At 69.1% G+C, this 17,467-nt stretch carries 17 protein-coding genes and 1 pseudogene; 6 read left to right on the top strand and 12 right to left on the bottom strand.

The window, feature by feature from the left end; translation table 11 throughout:
* Both MKK88_RS10265 and pgeF read right to left on the bottom strand, forming a co-directional pair.
* Positions 1-534: outer membrane protein (locus MKK88_RS10265; protein WP_409566636.1), on the bottom strand; the 534-nt coding region annotated here is incomplete at its 3' end.
* A gap of 282 nt (positions 535-816) precedes the next feature.
* Positions 817-1,587 (bottom strand): peptidoglycan editing factor PgeF, encoded by a 771-nt coding sequence (gene pgeF, locus MKK88_RS10260; protein WP_243999319.1) that lies wholly within the window; start codon positions 1,585-1,587, stop codon positions 817-819.
* A gap of 53 nt (positions 1,588-1,640) precedes the next feature.
* Here pgeF and MKK88_RS10255 point away from each other — a divergent pair, with 53 nt between their 5' ends.
* The gene (locus MKK88_RS10255; protein ID WP_243999315.1) at positions 1,641-1,931 is read left to right on the top strand and encodes a hypothetical protein; all 291 of its coding nucleotides are present in this window, start codon (positions 1,641-1,643) and stop codon (positions 1,929-1,931) included.
* Positions 1,932-1,944: 13 nt separating this feature from the next.
* On the opposite strand, the gene MKK88_RS10250 is transcribed toward MKK88_RS10255, so the two are convergent.
* The 10 genes and pseudogenes from MKK88_RS10250 to paoA form a co-directional block, all read right to left on the bottom strand.
* On the bottom strand, positions 1,945-3,015 hold the full coding sequence (locus tag MKK88_RS10250) for a class I SAM-dependent methyltransferase (protein WP_243999314.1): 1,071 nt from the start codon (positions 3,013-3,015) through the stop codon (positions 1,945-1,947).
* The gene (gene lgt / locus MKK88_RS10245; protein WP_243999311.1) at positions 3,012-3,917 is read right to left on the bottom strand and encodes a prolipoprotein diacylglyceryl transferase; all 906 of its coding nucleotides are present in this window, start codon (positions 3,915-3,917) and stop codon (positions 3,012-3,014) included. The genes MKK88_RS10250 and lgt overlap by 4 nt, the downstream gene beginning before the upstream one ends.
* Before the next feature lie 80 nt (positions 3,918-3,997).
* Positions 3,998-4,894, bottom strand: a complete 897-nt coding sequence (locus tag MKK88_RS10240; RefSeq protein WP_243999309.1) for a VOC family protein — start codon at positions 4,892-4,894, stop codon at positions 3,998-4,000.
* On the bottom strand, positions 4,891-5,793 hold the full coding sequence (locus MKK88_RS10235) for an SMP-30/gluconolactonase/LRE family protein (protein WP_243999307.1): 903 nt from the start codon (positions 5,791-5,793) through the stop codon (positions 4,891-4,893). The genes MKK88_RS10240 and MKK88_RS10235 overlap by 4 nt, the downstream gene beginning before the upstream one ends.
* Positions 5,794-5,802: 9 nt before the next feature.
* Complete coding sequence (locus MKK88_RS10230) at positions 5,803-6,252, bottom strand: cupin domain-containing protein (protein ID WP_243999305.1); 450 nt, start codon at positions 6,250-6,252, stop codon at positions 5,803-5,805.
* 203 nt (positions 6,253-6,455) lie between these two features.
* Positions 6,456-6,590 (bottom strand): annotated as a pseudogene (locus tag MKK88_RS34245) (hypothetical protein); the annotation flags it as partial.
* Positions 6,591-6,719: 129 nt separating this feature from the next.
* Positions 6,720-8,207, bottom strand: coding sequence for a replicative DNA helicase (locus MKK88_RS10225; RefSeq protein ID WP_243999303.1), 1,488 nt, complete (start codon positions 8,205-8,207; stop codon positions 6,720-6,722).
* Between the two features lie 350 nt (positions 8,208-8,557).
* Positions 8,558-10,780 (bottom strand): xanthine dehydrogenase family protein molybdopterin-binding subunit, encoded by a 2,223-nt coding sequence (locus tag MKK88_RS10220; protein WP_243999301.1) that lies wholly within the window; start codon positions 10,778-10,780, stop codon positions 8,558-8,560.
* A gap of 21 nt (positions 10,781-10,801) precedes the next feature.
* A complete protein-coding gene (locus MKK88_RS10215) occupies positions 10,802-11,776 on the bottom strand; it encodes an FAD binding domain-containing protein (RefSeq protein ID WP_243999299.1) in 975 nt (324 codons plus the stop codon).
* Between the two features lie 10 nt (positions 11,777-11,786).
* Positions 11,787-12,437: an aldehyde dehydrogenase iron-sulfur subunit PaoA gene (paoA, locus tag MKK88_RS10210; protein ID WP_243999297.1), complete on the bottom strand. Its 651-nt coding sequence runs from the start codon at positions 12,435-12,437 to the stop codon at positions 11,787-11,789.
* 256 nt (positions 12,438-12,693) lie between these two features.
* On the opposite strand from paoA, the gene MKK88_RS10205 reads away from it, so the two are divergent.
* The 5 genes from MKK88_RS10205 to MKK88_RS10185 form a co-directional block, all read left to right on the top strand.
* Complete coding sequence (locus MKK88_RS10205) at positions 12,694-13,524, top strand: aldo/keto reductase (RefSeq protein ID WP_243999296.1); 831 nt, start codon at positions 12,694-12,696, stop codon at positions 13,522-13,524.
* 138 nt (positions 13,525-13,662) lie between these two features.
* Complete coding sequence (gene nadA / locus MKK88_RS10200; RefSeq protein WP_243999294.1) at positions 13,663-14,679, top strand: quinolinate synthase NadA; 1,017 nt, start codon at positions 13,663-13,665, stop codon at positions 14,677-14,679.
* Positions 14,676-16,199, top strand: a complete 1,524-nt coding sequence (locus MKK88_RS10195) for an L-aspartate oxidase (RefSeq protein ID WP_243999292.1) — start codon at positions 14,676-14,678, stop codon at positions 16,197-16,199. The genes nadA and MKK88_RS10195 overlap by 4 nt, the downstream gene beginning before the upstream one ends.
* Positions 16,196-17,068: a carboxylating nicotinate-nucleotide diphosphorylase gene (gene nadC / locus MKK88_RS10190; protein WP_243999290.1), complete on the top strand. Its 873-nt coding sequence runs from the start codon at positions 16,196-16,198 to the stop codon at positions 17,066-17,068. Before MKK88_RS10195 ends, nadC begins: the two co-directional genes overlap by 4 nt.
* 152 nt (positions 17,069-17,220) lie before the next feature.
* Positions 17,221-17,467, top strand: a 247-nt coding sequence (locus MKK88_RS10185; RefSeq protein ID WP_409566635.1) for a KUP/HAK/KT family potassium transporter, incomplete at its 3' end; no start/stop codon positions are given.

The raw sequence follows: 17,467 nt of genomic DNA, 5'->3' as shown, positions 1-17,467 counted from the left end.
GCCCGAGCCGTAGGCGAAGCCGCCGGTGCCGTACACGAGGGTGCGGTCGAAGGCGTAGCCGAGGCGGCCGCGCACGGTGCCGAAGTAGTCGAGGCTCGACAGGCCGCGCGGGTCGGTGACGTAGTAGCCGGGGGCGACGGCGCCGCTGACGAAGGCGTTGTTCCGGCTGCGGCCGAAGTCGAGGTACTGGGCGTCGGCCTCGATGCCGACGACGACGCCGGAGCCCGGGGTGAACTGGTAGTTGTAGCCGATCTGGCCACCGCCGGAGAAGCCGTCCTGGCTGCTGTTACGGAAGGTGGCGACGGTGCCGGGGGTTGCGTAGGGGAAGGGCACGCCGAACGCGTTGCCGTTGGAGCGGCTGGAGGCGTCGAAGGCGTAGCCGGCGTTGATACCGAAATAGGCGCCGGTCCAGGTGAACACCGGCACGGGGGTGAACACGGGCGGCGGAGCAGCGCGGCGCGGCAGGTCGGCGGCCGAGGCGGCGCCGGTCAACAGGGCCGTAGCGGCGCTGGCGAGAAGAAGCTTCTTGATCATCGGGTCCTCACGGGTCGCCCCGTGCCGACCGCGAGCGGACGGCGACGGAACATGGATCGGGTTGCGTTCCAGCGGTTCCAGGGCTGCTTTACGCTCCGCGGTGTCACCGACCGCTCACGCGGCCCCTTATGGCAACCCGCCGTTTTTCCCCGGCACCTTGACCCCACAACGCGCTCGAATTGCCAAGGTTCAGTTACGGCCACGCTTTTTCACAGCCGGAGTGGTCGACAAATTGTCGCACCCCCTTCACAGCTGTGGCCGAGCTTCGGAACCGGCCTGCCTTCAGGACGCAAGGGCAATCGCGGAGATCAGGCGTCCGTAATTCGGTTCGCCGCGATGGGTGGCCCGGCGATAGCTGTAGAACCGTTCGGCATCGGCATAGGTACAGAGGTTGAGGGCTGTCGCCTCACGGATCTCGGCCTGGTCAAGCCGTGCGAGAATAAAGCCTGGCAGATCGAACTGGGCATGGTCCGGGCGTGTCGCCGGGCCGAGGAATCGATCAATGCCCGGCGCCTCACCCCGGAAGCGCGCGATGAAATCCGGGCCGACCTCGTAGGACGGCTGGCTGATCGTCGGGCCGAGCACCGCGACGATCCGATGGCGCTGCGCGCCCAGGGCTTCCATGGCGCGCACCGTCGCCTCGATCACCCCGGTCAAGGCGCCTTTCCAGCCGGCATGGGCAGCCCCCACCACCCCCCCAGCGGGATCGGCGAACAGGATCGGCCCGCAATCGGCCGTGGCGATCCCGAGGGCTAAGCCCTTCACCCGCGTCACCATGGCATCGGCCCGGGGACGCTCCGCCGACGGGAAGGGTGCCGTGACGGTGACGACCTCGGCCGAGTGGATCTGGTAGAGGCTGACGAGCCGGTCGGCGGGCAGATCGAGCTGGGCGCACATCCGCGCCCGGTTCTCGGCGACGCGCTCCGGTGCGTCCTGGGAGCCGAGGCCGCCGTTCAACGCGGCGTAGTCACCCTCCGAAACGCCGCCCAGACGGGTGAAGAAGGCGTGGCGGATATGCGGGTAGGAGGAGAGTTCCGGCGCTTCGATCAACATGCCTGCAGCCACGGTCGAGCCTCCGCGTGTTCTGGGTGATGCCCCGGTAGCGCATGGGCCGCCCCTTGACGATGTCGTCAGGACGTCAGATTCTTGGTGCATTGCAATATGAGGTCAAACCTGGCCTCAATCCAAGAAGGATCGCAATGTCGCAAGGGATCGAAACCGAAGCCTTGACGGACGTCCCTAAGCCGGTGGCCGAAGCGCCCCGCGACTCGAACACGCCTGCGCATCCCGTGACCGGCGAGCCCGGCGCCTTTGACCCGACCGATCTGAATCCGCCGCCGCCGCCGAGTCCCCGTCCGGCAAGCCAGACGGATTCTGGCTTCGGCTCGTTCGGCTGATCCACCCCCGGCGTCACGTTGCCGGAAAACCCGGGAGTGGCCCGAGATCCGGGCCGCTCACCGCCAGGACCTTGAACAGGCTGCCCATCCCGGTGCGGCCGGGATCCGTGAGCCGCGCGACCGCCCCATCGATCGCTGCGGCTTGAGCCGCGGTGGCGCGGGTCTTCAGCTGCTCCGCGCGTTCGCGCAGGCCGAGGTTCATCAGAAACGCGCCCTGATCGACCGGTCCGTGGACCCGCGCGCCCGCACCGGCGGCCGCCTTGGTCAGGGCGGCAAAGTCGACGTGATGCGTCAGGTCCGCCTCACCGGGCGCCGCCAGGGGATCGGCGAAGTCATGGCGCGCCATCGCCTGCAGCGTATCGCCGAAGCCAGGGCGGACATGCCCGTAATCGAAGATCAGCAGGGCGCCGCCCACCGTGCGGAGACGCTGCGCCAGAGTGCGGATAAGGGCGAGCCCGGCACTCGGTACGCTCAGCAGGGCCCCGGCCGGTCCAGCACCATCGATCCCGGGGGTGGGCTCCGGCGCGAGCCCGAAGGCGAGGGCGCCCTGCGCGTCGAGGCCGACCTGTCGCGCATGCCAGCCCGCCGGCCCCCGCACGAGCTGCAGGACCGGCAGGCAATCGAAGAACTCGTTGGCCAGGACGATCGCCGGCCCCTCGGGCAGGGACTCCAGGCCGTCGTGCCACGTCGTCCCCGTACCGGCGAGGGTTCGTTCCTGCACGGCCCGCAGGACGGGGCTGGTCTCGACGAGGTGCGGTGCGACGCGCAGGCCCGGCGCGGCGGTCCGCAGCGCCCGCAGGGCATCCGCCATCAAGGTGCCCCGGCCGGGACCGAGTTCGATCAGGACAAGGGGATCCGGCCGACCCATCAAGCCGTGTACATAGGCGCTCCAGGCACCGATCAGCTCGCCGAACATCTGGCTGATCTCGGGTGCCGTCGTGAAGTCGCCCTTGGCGCCCAGGGGGTCGCGGGTGCGGTAATAGCCGTGGATCGGATGGCCGAGGCAGAGGGCCATGTAGCGGTCGATGCCGATCGGGCCGTTCTGGCGGATCAGCGCGGCGATCTCCGCCGCGAGCGGTGTCACGCCTCCACGGGCGCCTTGGGCGCCTCCTCGGCGATGGCCGCGCCGACCGGGTGGCGCGGGCGCGTCCGGCCCGTCGCCGCCAGCACGATATAGGTGAGCCCGACGAACATCATCGGCACGCAGAGCAGCATGCCCATGGTCACGCCGCCGCCCATCGGCCCGAGATGGTCGCCGAACAGGAAGCCGAGCTGCCGGTCCGGCTCGCGGAAGAATTCACAGAACGTCCGGGCCAGCGCGTAGCCGAGGACGAAGATGCCCCCGAGCAGGCCCGGCTTGCGGAAGCCGAACCGGCGGACGCTGATTGCCATCACGATGAACAGCAGCAGGCCTTCGGTCGCCGCCTCGTAAAGCTGGCTCGGATGGCGCGGCAACGGCCCGCCACTCGGGAACACGATCGCGTAGGGGAAGTCCGGCGCCACCCGGCCCCAGAGCTCGCCGTTCACGAAATTGGCGATCCGGCCGAAGAACAGCCCGATCGGCACCACCACGGCGCCGATATCCAGCAGCGTGTAGCCGTTGAGCTTCTTCATCCGGGCGAACAGCAGGAATGCCAGGATCGCCCCGAGGAACCCGCCGTGGAACGACATGCCGCCGTTGCGGATCGCCAGGATCTCGATCGGGTCGGCGATGTACATGGGCAGGTTGTAGAACAGCACGTAGCCGATCCGCCCGCCGAGCACGACGCCGAGCGCCACCCAGACGACGAGATCGTCGATATCGACGACCTGCGGGCGCTTCACGACGCCCCAGAGACTGTCGGCCATGACGAGGCGGCGCGCGTAGTACCAGCCGCCGATCAAGCCGGCGATGTAGGCCAGCGCGTACCATTTGATCGTGATCGGCCCGATCGCGAGGGCCACCGGATCGATGGCCGGAAACGGCAGGGCGAGGAGCGGCATCAATCTGACCTCCGGGGCGGCCGGATTGGACGCCGGAGGGGCGGCGCGTCAAGCCCGGGGCCGCTCCCGCCGGAGCGGAGGCCTCAGGCGGCTACGAACAAGAAGCCGTGTCCATCGGGTCCGGCGCAGTAGAGCGCGGCGCCGTCGGTTGAGATCCGGGGTTCGCGTCCCGCCTCACGCAGGACCCGCGCCACGCCTGGAAGATCGGCCGCCGAGAAGACGTAGCGGGTGGCGGCTTGGTCCCTCGGACTGATCGACAGCGGCCGCCTGGGAGCGGGCACATGGTAATGCAGCAGCTCGACATGCGGCGCTGGTTCCGGCGGTTCGAGCGCCACGACATCCACGCGCGGATCCTCCACCCCATCGAGGCGGGCCTGTTCCGGACCGTGGTTGAGTCCCCTCTGGGCCTCCGACAGGCCGAGCGGCCCGGTGAGGAAGGCCAGCGCGGCGTCGAGATCGGTGACGGTGATCGCCGAATGGTCGATCCCCAGGAACAGGCCCGGCGCATCGCGCCAGCGGGCGGCCGGCGGCCCGTCGGGAAAGACGATCAGTTCCAGCGGATGACCGTCCGGATCGCGGAACTTGTAAGCCGTCACGCCGCCGGAAGAGGCCGGCAGCCGCTGCGGGCCGCCCTGGCTGATCGGAACCGGGCGCAAGGGCGCGAGCTGCGCCATCGCGTCGTCCATGGCGCGCACCGGAATCGCGAGGTGCTGGAAGAACGGATCCGTCGCCGCCGGATCGGCCGGGTAGGGCGCCCCGGGGGGATCCACCACCAGGAAGGTCACGGTCTGCCGCCCGAGCCTCATGCGCAGCTGCGCCGCGTGCCGGTCCGCAAGCCCCATGACCTCCGCCTCCGCGGCGGGTACGGGCTCGGGCGGCGCGACCCGCACGAAACCGAGCCCGTCGCGATAGAACGCCTCGGTGGCTGCGAGGTCCGCGACGGTGCGGCCGAACCCGACGATCGCCCGTACGCCGCTCATACGAGGTTCGCGCCGCGGACGTTGACGTAGATCGCGTAGAGCGCCTCGGAAGCGCACAGGAACAGCCGGCTGTTGTTACGGCCACCGAAGGCGAGGTTGGCGACCGTCGAAGGCACCAGGATCTTGCCGACCAGCGCGCCGCCGGGATCGATGCAGTGGACCCCGTCGCCGGCGCTCGACCAGATGTTGCCGTGCTCGTCGCAGCGGATCCCGTCGGCATTGCCGGGGGCGACCTTGAAGAGAACGTCGCCGCCGGACAGGCGCCCATCCTCCGCCACGTCGAAGATGCGGATGTGCTGCACCGGGTCGGGGGCGAACTGCAGCCCCGTCTCCACGATGTAGAGCCGGCTCTCGTCGGGGGAGAAGCACAGGCCGTTCGGACCCTGGAAATCGTCCGCCACCACCCGGAGCGAGCCGTCCCGCGGATCGAACCGGTAGACCGCGGCCGGTAATTCGGATTCCTGCTTGCCGCCCTCGTAGTCGGTCTGGATGCCGTAGGGCGGGTCCGAGAACCAGATCGTGCCGTCCGACTTGCAGATAATGTCGTTGGGCGAGTTCAAGCGCCGGCCCTGGTAACGCTCCACGAGGCTCGTGACCCTGCCGTCAAGTTCCGTCCGGTGGATGCGCCGGCTGCGGTGCGAGCAGGACAGCAGCCGGCCCTGCCGGTCGCGCGCATGGCCGTTCTCGAAGTCGCTCGCCTCGCGATAGACGCTCAGGCCCGCATATTCCGTCCAGCGCATCACCCGGTTGTTCGGGAGATCCGAGAACAGCAGCTCGTCCCGGTCGCCGAACCAGACCGGCCCCTCCGTCCAGCGGAAACCCTCCGCGAGTTTCTGAAGGGACGCATTCGGCAGCACGTAGGCCTTGAAGCGCGGCTGCGTCAGCTCGAAACCGTCCATCATCGGTCCCTACTTGAATCGCCCAGGCTGATTCACCGTCGGCTCGACCTGCAGCCCGGTCACGATCATCGTGCAGGGCACGTCGCCGACCGTGCCGGAGAGGTGGCCCTTCTTGCCGTCCCGCGCCTTCGTGTTCTGGTCCTCGCCCATCATCAACTCGCCCGGGCCCATCTCGACCCGGTGGCCGTCCATGGTCTCGACGAACCAGCGGCCGGAGAGGATCGCGATCCATTGCGGGCGCGGATTCTCGTGCCACTCGCCGACCCAACCCACCGGCAGGACCGTGAAGGTCACCACCGACTGGGCCGGATCCATCTTGTCGTTCCATTGCGGTGCGGTCTCGGGGTTGATCCCCTCGAACTTGAACCGCTCGAGATGGAACAGCTCCTGACGGCTCACCCCCTCCGCATCGGTATAGACGTGCCAGTAGGGCATCTTCGGAGGGGTCGGCTCGCTCATCGTCGCTCCTGCCGCGGCGGGACAATCGTCCTCGCTCAACGGCCGGGTTCGGCGATGGTTCGCGGCGGGTCAGCCGGCGCCGAACGATCCTGGCCTGGCGGCCGCCGCAGGCTGGGATTGCCCGCGAGCCGCTCCTCGACGGCGCTGCGCTCTGTTCGGATCGGCGTGACCCAGCTGCGGCTCCGTCGGCCGGGTTGGCGATCTCACATCAGGAAAGGGAACAGGATCACGCTCCAGGCGCCCGTCAGCGGATGGCGTTCGCTGCGCCCCACGTCGGCGATCTCGTCCGCGCGATGGCCGATGTCGAGGCGCGGCCAAGCGCCGCCGTGCAGGAGCCGCGCCTGTTCCTGAGCTCAGGCATGGACGTCGCTCCCGTCGTCCGTGGCTCCCGTTCGGAGCTGCGCATGCTCGCGCGCTGTCGCAGCCACCGCCTCGCGGCCCGTCCGGGGACGGGCCGCGCCATCGTATCACATCTGCTCGGGGATCCGATCCGTCTGCGCGAGGTTCGAGAACCGCGTGATGTTGGCGTCGAATTGCAGTTCCACGGTGCCGGTGGGGCCGTGGCGCTGCTTGCCGATGATCACCTCGGCCTTGCCGTGGACCCGCTGCATCTCGGCTTCCCAGGCGAAGAACTCCTCCGTCCCTTCGCGCGGCTTCTTGTTGCCGACGTAGTATTCCTCGCGGAACACGAACATCACCACGTCGGCGTCCTGCTCGATCGAACCCGATTCGCGCAGATCCGAGAGCTGCGGGCGCTTGTCGTCGCGGCTCTCGACCTGACGCGAGAGCTGGGACAGGCCGATGATCGGCACTGCCAGCTCCTTGGCCAGCGCCTTCATGCCGGTGGTGATCTCCGTCATCTCCTGCACGCGGTTGTCGCTGCGCTTGCCCGAGCCCGAGAGGAGCTGGAGATAATCGACGATCAGCAGGTCGAGGCCCTTCTGGCGCTTCAGGCGCCGGGCACGCGCGGAGAGCTGCGCGATCGAGATACCGCCGCTCTGGTCGATGTAGAACGGGATCGTCTGCATGTCCCGGGCGGCGTCGGTGATCTTGTAGAAATCCTCCGGCCGGATGTCGCCGCGGCGGATCTTGTAGGAGGGCACGCCCGATTGTTCGGCGATGATGCGGGTGGCGAGCTGCTCGGCCGACATTTCGAGGGAGAAGAACCCGACGATCCCGCCGTTCACGGTCTTGGTCGTGCCGTCCGGCTGTTTCTCGCCGCGATAGGCCTTGGCGATGTTGAAGGCGATGTTGGTCACCAGCGAGGTCTTGCCCATGGCCGGGCGGCCCGCGAGGATGATCAGATCTGAGGGTTGCAGACCGCCCAGCTTGGAGTCGAGATCGCTGAGGCCGGTGGCGATGCCCGACAGCTTGCCCTCGCGCTGGTAGGCCTTGGCGGCCATGTCGACCGCGGCGGTGAGCGCGTCCGAGAATTTCTGGAAGCCGCCGTCGTAGCGTCCGGCCTCGGCCAGTTCGTAGAGCCGCCGCTCGGTCTCCTCGATCTGATCCCGGGGCGCCTGCTCCACCGGGGCCTCGTAGGCGCCGTTGACCAGATCCTCGCCGATGGTGATCAGCCGGCGGCGGATGGCGAGGTCGTAGATGGTGCGGCCGTACTCGCCCGCGTTGATCACCGTGGTGGCGTCGGCGGCGAGTCGCGCGAGGTACTGCATCACCGTCTGGCCGCCGAAATCGGCATCACCCAGATAGGTCTTCATGGTGATGGGCGTGGCGAGCTTGCCGGCCCGGATGAGCGAGGCCGCCACCGTGAAGATCTGCTGGTGGGCATCCTCCATGAAATGCTCAGGCAGCAGGAAGTCCGACACCCGATAATAGGCGTCGTTGTTCACCAGGATCGCGCCCAGCAGCGCCTGCTCCGCATCGATGTTGTGCGGGGCAACGCGGTACTCGGCCTGGACCGCTTCGAGCTTGGCCGTGAGCGCATTGGGCAGGGCCATCGGCGGACGACTCCGTATCAGGCGCCGCGGCGGGCGCACCAGGATCACACCGCGCGACCTTGGCCACGGTATGGTTACCGAAGCTTAGCGCTCCTCACGAAACCCCCGATCACCGGGGGATTCCCTCCGCGCGCGACGGCGCAGCGGGAGTTTCGAGAGCAGCACTGAGCCGGCGGCGGATTCTCCCGGCCGAGGCGCGGAAAAGCGGACGCCCGCCGACTCGTGTGAGCGGCGGGCGTCCATGCTGGAACAAAACTGGAACGTGTCAAGTCTCGGAGGCGGTGATCCCCGTTGTTCACCGGTATACCGGGGACGATACCGCTATGTGGCAGTCCCGTCCGCGATGCCCCTCACGTCCGCCGCTGGGCCTGACCCTCCTGCTCCTCGAAGCCCTTGAGCATCTTGTCGAGCGTGAGCGGGTACTCGCGAACGCGGATCCCGGTGGCGTTGTAAATCGCGTTCGCCAGCGAGGCGCCGGCGCCGCAGATGCCGAGCTCGCCCAGGCCCTTGCTCTTGAGCGGGTTCGTCTTGTCGTCGAGCTCCGGCAGGAACACCGCATCGATCTCGGGAATGTCGGCATGGACCGGGACGTGATATTCGGCCAGGTCGTGGTTGACGAAGTAGCTGTAGCGCGGATCGACCACCGCATCTTCCATCAGGGCTGCGCCAACCCCAAAGGTCATGCCGCCGATCGCCTGGCTGCGCGCCGTCTTGGCATTGAGGATGCGGCCGCCGGTAAAGACGCCGAGCATCCGCCGCAGCCGGATCTCGCCGGTATCGACGTCCACGCCGACCTCGGCGAAATGGGCGCCGTAGGAATACTGCGAGAACTTCTGCTTCATCTCGCCCGGCTTGATCTCGCCTGAGGCCTCCAGTCCGGTGCCGGCGAGATCGGTAAGCTTTTCTGTCCGGTTGCCCGAGGTGACGGCGCCGTCGCGGAACGTGGCGCCCTCCGGGTTGAGGTCGCCGGCCTTGAGCAGGGCTTGGCGGAGGTTGTCACAGGCGACGTAGAGCGCCGAGCCCGCCGAGGCGGCCCCGAAGGAGCCACCCGACCCCGAGGCGAACGGGAAGTCGGTGTCGCCCATCTCGACCCGCACGCGCTCGGGCGGCAGACCCATCATCTCGCCGGCGATCTGGGTGAGGATCGTATAGGTCCCCGTACCGGGATCGGTCATGGCCATCTGCACCACCAGCACCCCGTCCGGCCCGAGCCGGACCTTCGCGGAGGACGGCATCAGCGGGTTGAGGCGCGCGGCGGCCGACATCCCCATGCCGACCAGCCAGTTGCCCTCGCGGCGGCTGCCCGCCGCCTGCCGCTTGTCCCAGCCGAACAGGCGGGCGCCCTCGCGCATGCAGGGCACGAGCTTGCGGGTGGAGAACGGCACCTTCTTCTCGGGATCCTCGGCCGGCTCGTTGCGCACCCGCAATTCGATCGGATCGATCTTCAGCTGCTCGGCAAGTTCGTCCATCGCGCACTCGAAGGCGAGCTGGCCCACAGCCTCGCCGGGGGCGCGCATCGAGGAGGCGATCGGCATGTTCAGGTTTACGAGCCGATGGCGCGTGATCCGGTTCGGCGCCGCGTAGAGAGATCGCGTGACGTTGGCGGAAGTCTCGAAGAAGCCGTCGCCTTCGGCGGTATCGGACCACGATTCGTGGCTGATCGCCGAGAGCCGCCCATCCTGGTCGGCTCCGAGGCGGATCTTCTGAATCGTATCGGTGCGGTGGGTCGCGACGTGGAATTCCTGCTGCCGGGTCAGCGCCACCTTGACGGGCCGCGCGATCATTTTCGCGGCGAGCACTGCCAGCGTCGCCTCCGGCTGAACCTGCAGCTTCGCGCCGAAGCCGCCGCCGATATAGGGGCTAACGATTCGCACCTTCTCGGGGGCCAAGTTCAGCACCGAGCCCAGCGCCTTCTGGCCCCGATTCGGCATTTGGTTGGCCGTGTAAAGGACCGGGCCGTCATTCTCCCAGGCCGCGATCGTGGCGTGCGGCTCCATCTGCGCGTGGATCTGGTTCGGCGTGACGTATTCAACGTCCAGCTTCACCGGCGCGGCCGCGAAGGCGGCGTCGAAATCGCCGAGCTTCGAATCCGGGGGCGAGTTGATCGGCTTCGGCTCGTAGGCCACCGCGAGGCTGTCCTTGAGCAGCCCCTTGGGCTTGGCCGCATCGTACCGGACCTTGACCAGCATGGCGGCGGCGCGGGCCTGCTCGAAGGTCTCGGCCACCACGAAGGCCACGGGTTGCCCGTAGAACTTGACGTCCGTGCCCTGAAGCTGCGGCCAGACCTGCTCCTTTTTCTCGCCCTGGCCAGGGACGTTCTCGTGCGTCAGGACGAGGATCGTACCCGGCGCCTTGCGGGCGGCCTCCGCGTCGATCGCGCGGATCGTGCCTGAGGCAATCGTCGCCGGCACGATGTATCCGTAGGCCGGGTTCTTCAGCGCCTGGGTCTCGTAGGCGTAGGGCGCATGGCCCGTGACCTTGAGCTTGCCCTCGACCCGGTCGAGGGGCTTGCCCACGAGGCCGTCGGGCCGGTCGTCGAGGGGCGTCCGGCCGATCGGCTGGTTCATCTCCATGGGAACGGTCCTTGCCGGAATTTAAGCGCGGGTCGCCTGCGCCACGACGGCGCGCAGGGTCCGGCGAGTCAGCGGGATCTTGAAGTCGTTGCTGCCGTAGCCGCGGGCGCCCTTGAGCACCGCGTCGGCGGCGGCATCCGCCGAGCCGGTCTGCACCAAGGCTGTTTCGGCCTCGGGGACCCGCCAGGGTTTGTGCGCCAACCCGCCGAAGGCGAGCCGTGCGGCCTGCGGCTTGCCGCCCTCGGCGCCCGCGATCACCGCGGCCACCGACACGGTCGCGAAGGCGTAGGACGCCCGGTCGCGGACCTTCCGGTAGATGTGCAGCCCCGGAAGCGGCTTTGGCACCGTCACCGCCGTGATGATCTCGCCCTTGCGCAGATCGGTCTCGATCTGCGGCGTGTCGCCGGGGAGCCTGTGGAAGTCCGCGATCGGGATGCTTCGCGCCTTCCCGTCCGGATTCATCGTCTCGACGGTGGCATCCAGCGCCCGCATCGCGACCGCCATGTCGGAGGGGTTGGTGGCGATGCAGGCCTCGCTCGCGCCCACCACCGCCATGATGCGGTTGAACCCGCCGATCGCCGAGCAGCCGGAGCCGGGCTCCCGCTTATTGCAGGGCATGGCCGTGTCGTAGAAATAGTAGCACCGCGTCCGCTGAAGCAGGTTGCCGGCGGTGGTGGCCTTGTTGCGCAATTGGCCAGAAGCGCCGGCCAGCAGGGCCTTCGCCAGCACGGCGTAATCCTTCCGGACCAGCGGATCCGCGGCAAGGTCGGAGTTGCGCACCAGCGCGCCGATGCGCAGGCCGCCGTCCTGCGTGGCCTCGACCTTGTCGAGCGGCAGGCCGTTGACGTCGATCAGCGTGGCCGGCGTCTCGACCTGAAGCTTCATCAGGTCGAGCAGGTTGGTGCCGCCGGCGATGAACTTGGCGTTCGGCCGCTCGGCCGCGAGCTTGGCGGCGTCCTGCACGGTCGTGGGACGCTCGTACGTGAAGGCCTTCATGTCTGGCCCCTCAGAGGTTGCTGGCGGCGGTGTCGCGGATCGCCGCGACGATGTTCGGATAGGCGCTGCAACGGCAGATATTGCCGCTCATCCGCTCGCGGATCTCGGCATCGCTGAGCGACGGCGTTGCGGCGACATCCTCGGTGACATGGCTCGGCCAGCCGGCCTTGGCCTCGTTCAGCATGCCGACCGACGAGCAGATCTGCCCCGGCGTGCAGTAGCCGCATTGGAAGCCGTCATGCGCGAGGAAGGCGGCCTGCATCGGGTGGAGCTTATCGCCGTCGGCGAGGCCCTCGATGGTCGTGACCTGATCGCCGTCGTGCATGGCCGCGAGTGTCAGGCAGGAATTGATGCGTCGGCCGTCGACCAGCACCGTGCAGGCGCCGCATTGGCCGTGGTCGCAGCCCTTCTTGGTACCGGTAAGCGCCAGATGCTCGCGCAGGGCGTCGAGGAGCGTGGTCCGCGTGTCGAGGACAAGGTCGTGCGATTGACCGTTGATCGTGAGCCGCACCGGCATGGTCTGCGGGGCGGGATCGCCCGGCGCAGCCACGGCGGCCGCAGGGCGGAAGCCGAGAGCGCCGATCGCGCCGGCAGCGGCACAGCCCTCCACGATGGCGCGCCGCGTCAGGGCGAAGGGCGACTTCGGGGTCTCGTCGGTCATGCTGCTTTCCCGCCCGGGCGCAGCGCGACACGGCGCGGCGCAGCCTGGTATCCAGCGTGCCAACGCCGGGCTTGGCGGTTTAGATCCGGTCCAGACTGCGCCCGTTCAGCGCGGGTGATCCGCTGGCGGCGATCTGCCGGTCGAATCGTGTCGGCCTGCTGGCTTCCGCGGCGTGCCGGCAGCGACGACGGTCCTTCGGAACACGTCGTGCCCGCATCGTTTGGGTTGTTCGACCACCAATTCCGAGACTGATCGCATGGCCGCAACCATTCCGACCCTTGCCCTCAATGACGGGCGCCGCATCCCGCAGATCGGTTACGGTTGCTGGCAACTCTCCGACGCGCAGGCGCCCGACCTTGTCGGCCGGGCGCTCCAAGCCGGCTACCGCCTGATCGATACCGCCGCGGCCTACGGCAACGAGGCGGGCGTAGGCCGCGCAATCCGCGACGCGCAGATCCAGCGCGACGACATCTTCCTCACCACCAAGCTCTGGAACGACCGTCAGGGCCGCGACGAAGCGCGGCGCGCCTTCGACGAGAGCCTGAAGCGGCTCGGGCTGCCTGACGTCGATCTCTACCTGATCCACTGGCCGTGTCCGCAGCGACGATTGTTCGTGGAGACCTGGAAGACCCTCATCGAACTTCGGACGGAGGGCCGCGCCAAGTCGATCGGCGTGTCCAACTTCACGCCCGAGCACATCGCCACCCTGGTGGCGGAGACCGGCGTCACGCCGGCCGTGAATCAGATTGAACTGCACCCGCATTTCCAGCGCAAGGCGCCGCGGGCGGACGATGCCCGTCACGGCATCGTGACCGAGTCTTGGAGCCCGTTGGGCCAGGGCAAGGAGCTGAACGACCCAGTCATTCTCGCGATCGCGAAGGCGCACGGAAGGACCGCCGCCCAAGTGATCCTGCGCTGGCAGGTCCAGATCGGCTGTGTGGCAATCCCGAAGACGGCACGCCCCGAACGCATCATCGAGAACGTCACGGTGTTCGACTTCGAGCTCTCAGACCCAGAGATGGATCAGATCGCCGCCCTCGATCGCCCGAACGGACGCATCGGACCAGATCCCGCGACCTTCTGCTAAGCCCTTCCCCCTTCTGCGGCGCAGCATGACATCGCGCCGCAAACAATTTATGCTCAGAGCTAGCATATCTAGACAGGCGATCCCCGGCCCCATAAGTTAGGCGGCACAATGCTCAAACTGAGCATAATGGAGGACGCCATGGCGGCGACCGTTGCACCCGTCTCCCGCATGCCCAACCCGGGCCTGCCGCTGCCCGATCTGTACGCCCGCGTCAGCCGGCACGTCCCGGCGATCGAGTGGGCGGCGCTCGCCCCGGATATCGAAGCGATCCTGCGCCTGAAGCGGGAGCGCAACGCCGTGATCCTGGCGCACAACTACCAGGCGCCCGAGATCTTCCACACGGTGGCGGACATCGTGGGCGACAGCCTCGCGCTCGCCCGCGAGGCGGTGAACGTCGACGCCGACGTGATCGTGCTGGCGGGCGTCCATTTCATGGCCGAGACGGCCAAGCTCCTGAACCCGAGCAAGACCGTGCTCATCCCCGATATGGGCGCGGGCTGCTCGCTGGCCGATTCGATCACCGCCGCCGATGTGCGCGGCCTGCGGGCGAAATACCCGGGCGTGCCGATCGTGACCTACGTCAACACGTCAGCGGCCGTGAAGGCCGAATCGGACCTGTGCTGCACCTCCGGCAATGCCGTCGCGGTGGTGAAGTCGCTGAACGCCCCCCGGGTGCTGATGATCCCGGACGAGTTCCTGGCGCAGAACGTCCAGGCCGAGATCCCGGAGGTCGAGATCCTGACCTGGGCGGGCCATTGCGAGGTCCACGAGCGCTTCACCCCGGCCGATATCCGCGATGTCCGCGACAGCTATCCGGGCGTCACCGTGATCGCGCACCCGGAATGTCCGCCCGACGTGGTGGCCGAGTCGGACTTCTCCGGCTCCACGGCGATGATGATGGATTTCGTCGTCGAAAAGCGGCCGAAGCAGGTGGTGCTCGTCACCGAGTGCTCGATGGCCGACAACATCGCGGCGCAGAACCCGGACATCGAGTTCATCAAGCCCTGCAACATGTGCCCGCACATGAAGCGGATGAGCTTGGCGAATATCCGCCGCGCGCTCGAGACGATGACCCACGAGGTCACGGTCGATCCGGCTTTGGCCGACCGGGCCCGGGCCGCGGTGGAACGCATGCTTCAGGTGCGCACGCGATGAATGCGATCTCACCCAACAACGCCGACCGCGTTGTCGTGGTCGGCGGCGGCGTTGCGGGGCTCAGCGTCGCGCTGCGTCTCGCACCCCGTCCGGTGACCCTGGTCACCGCTTCGGCGCTCGGCCTCGGAACCGCGACCGGCTGGGCTCAGGGCGGCATCGCCGCCGCGATGGGCGGTGACGACGCGGCGGAACGCCACGCTGCCGACACGGAGGCGGCGGGCGCCGGGCTGACCGAGCCCGACGTCGCGCTCCGGGTCGCCCGGGAAGGGCCGGCCCTGATCGACTGGCTGGTCGGGATCGGCGTGCCGTTCGATCGGACCGAGGATGGCGCGCTGGCCCTTGGGCTCGAGGCGGCGCATGGCCGGCGCCGTATCGTCCGCTCGGGCGGCGATGCCACCGGCGCCCGCGTGCTCGAAGGGCTGGTGCGGGCCGTGCTGCAGGCGCCCTCCATCGAGGTCGTCACGGCGCGCGCCTGCGACCTCCTGCGGGACACGAACGGCGCCGTGGCCGGCATTGTGGCCGAGCGCGACGGAGCGCTGTTCCGGATCCCGGCCCGCGCGGTGGTGCTCGCCACCGGCGGCGTCGGCGCCCTCTACGCCGCCACCACCAACCCGCCCGGCGCCGTCGGCCATGGGCTGGCGCTCGCCGCACGAGCCGGAGCGGTGATGCGCGACATGGAGTTCGTGCAGTTTCACCCGACCGCCATCGCGGCCGGCGCCGATCCGATGCCGCTTGCCACCGAGGCCCTGCGCGGGGAGGGCGCCCGTCTCATCGATGAGACCGGCGCGGTCGTCATGGCCGGCATCGCGGGCGGCGATCTCGCGCCCCGCGACGTGGTCGCCCGCGGCATCTTCCAGGCGCTGCAGCGGGGCCGCACGGTCTATCTCGACGCAAGGGGCGCTTTGGGCACCGCGATGCCGACGCGCTTTCCCACGGTCGCGGGCCTCTGTGCCGCCGCCGGCATCAACCCGGCCACGCAGCCGATCCCGGTTCGTCCGGCGGCGCACTACCACATGGGTGGCGTGAAGGTGGATGCACACGGTGCAACCTCGGTGCCGGGTCTCTATGCCTGCGGCGAGGTCTCCGCGACGGGGCTGCACGGCGCCAACCGCCTCGCCAGCAACTCGCTGCTGGAGGGCTTGGCCTATGCACGCTTCATCGCCGACGGGCTCGACGCATCGCTTCCCGCCGCCATCGTGCCGGAGGCCGTGTCCCCGCATGCCGCCGGTGACCTGCCGGCGATCCGGGCGCTGATGGAGAGCAAGGTCGGTGTCGTCCGCGAGGCCGCCGGGCTCGCCGAGGCCGTCGCCGTCCTGGAGCCCAGGGCGGAGACGTCCGACGCCGCCCTGGTAGCCCTGCTCGTCGCCCGCGGCGCGCTGGCCCGCCACGAGAGCCGCGGCGCCCACTGGCGCAGCGACTTCCCCCACCTCGCCCCGGCCGCGCATACCGAGACCACGCTGGCCGAACTGATCGCGGCGCCCCGCGCCGCCCCGTCCGCCGAGGAGGCGCTGACGCCATGACCCGATCGGTCCTTCCGGAAGAGATCCTTCCCCTGCCGCGGCTCCTCGTGGAACCGGTGGTGCGCGCCGCCCTGCTGGAGGATCTCGGCCGGGCCGGCGACATCACCACGGACGCCATCGTGCCCCCGGGCGAGCGGATGCGCGGGGTGATCGCCTCGCGCCAGGACGGCGTCATCTCCGGCACCGACGCGGCCGCCATCGCATTCGCGCTGGTCGATCCGGCCGTGACCGTCACTGTTGAGCGCGGCGACGGCGCCCGGGTGGCGCCGGGCGACGTGGTGCTGCGCCTTGAAGGCCCGGCCCGGGCGATCCTCACGGCCGAACGCGTGGCGCTCAATCTCCTCTGCCGGATGTCGGGCGTGGCCACCGCCACCCACGGCCTCGTCGAGGCGGCGCGCCCGCATGGCAAGGCGTCGATCGTCTGCACCCGCAAGACGACGCCGGGCCTGCGCGCCCTGGAGAAGCACGCGGTGCGTGCCGGCGGCGGCTCGAACCACCGATTCGGCCTCGACGACGCGGTGCTGATCAAGGACAATCATGTGGCGGTTGCGGGCGGTATCGTGCCGGCGATCGAGCGGGCCCGCGCCCGGGCGGGCCACCTCGTGAAGATCGAGTGCGAGGTCGACAGCCTGGAGCAGCTGGAGGAGGCCCTGTCGATCGGGGTCGACGCCGTGCTGCTCGACAACATGAACCCCGCTCAGCTCACCCGCGCGGTGGCGATGATCGACGGGCGGGCGCTGTCGGAAGCCTCGGGCCGGATCACCCGTGAGACCGTGGGGGCGGTGGCGGCCTCGGGCGTCGATCTGATCTCCTGCGGCTGGATCACCCACTCGGCGGCGATCATCGACCTGGGCCTCGACGCGGCGTGATCGGGAGCCGCGGGCGAAGCGGACATTCCCCTGTCATCACGTTCGGGTGACAAGTCTTGGCTCCGGTCGCCTCCGGGTTGATCGGCGTCTATCGCGGCAGAACCGACTCGCTATGGTTTCGCCAAGTGCGATACCCTCGACCGGACCTGCCCGTGAGCCAAGCCTTGAACCCTGCGGCTGCCCCGGCGATCGATCTGCCGGCGGCGCGCGTGCCGCGCAAGCCCGGGGCAGTCCGGCACGGTCCCGGTGCTGCGCTGATGCTCGGCGCCCTGGGGGTGGTGTACGGCGACATCGGCACCAGCCCGCTCTACGCGTTCAAGGAGGCCGTGAAGGCCGCCACCAGCGGCGGCGCCTCGGTGCCGGCGGCGGCGACCGGCGCGGTCTCGCTGATCCTGTGGT

Source organism: Methylobacterium sp. E-005 (genome assembly GCF_022829725.1).
GTDB lineage: Bacteria > Pseudomonadota > Alphaproteobacteria > Rhizobiales > Beijerinckiaceae > Methylobacterium.
This window is presented reverse-complemented; position numbering and strand designations above follow the sequence as displayed.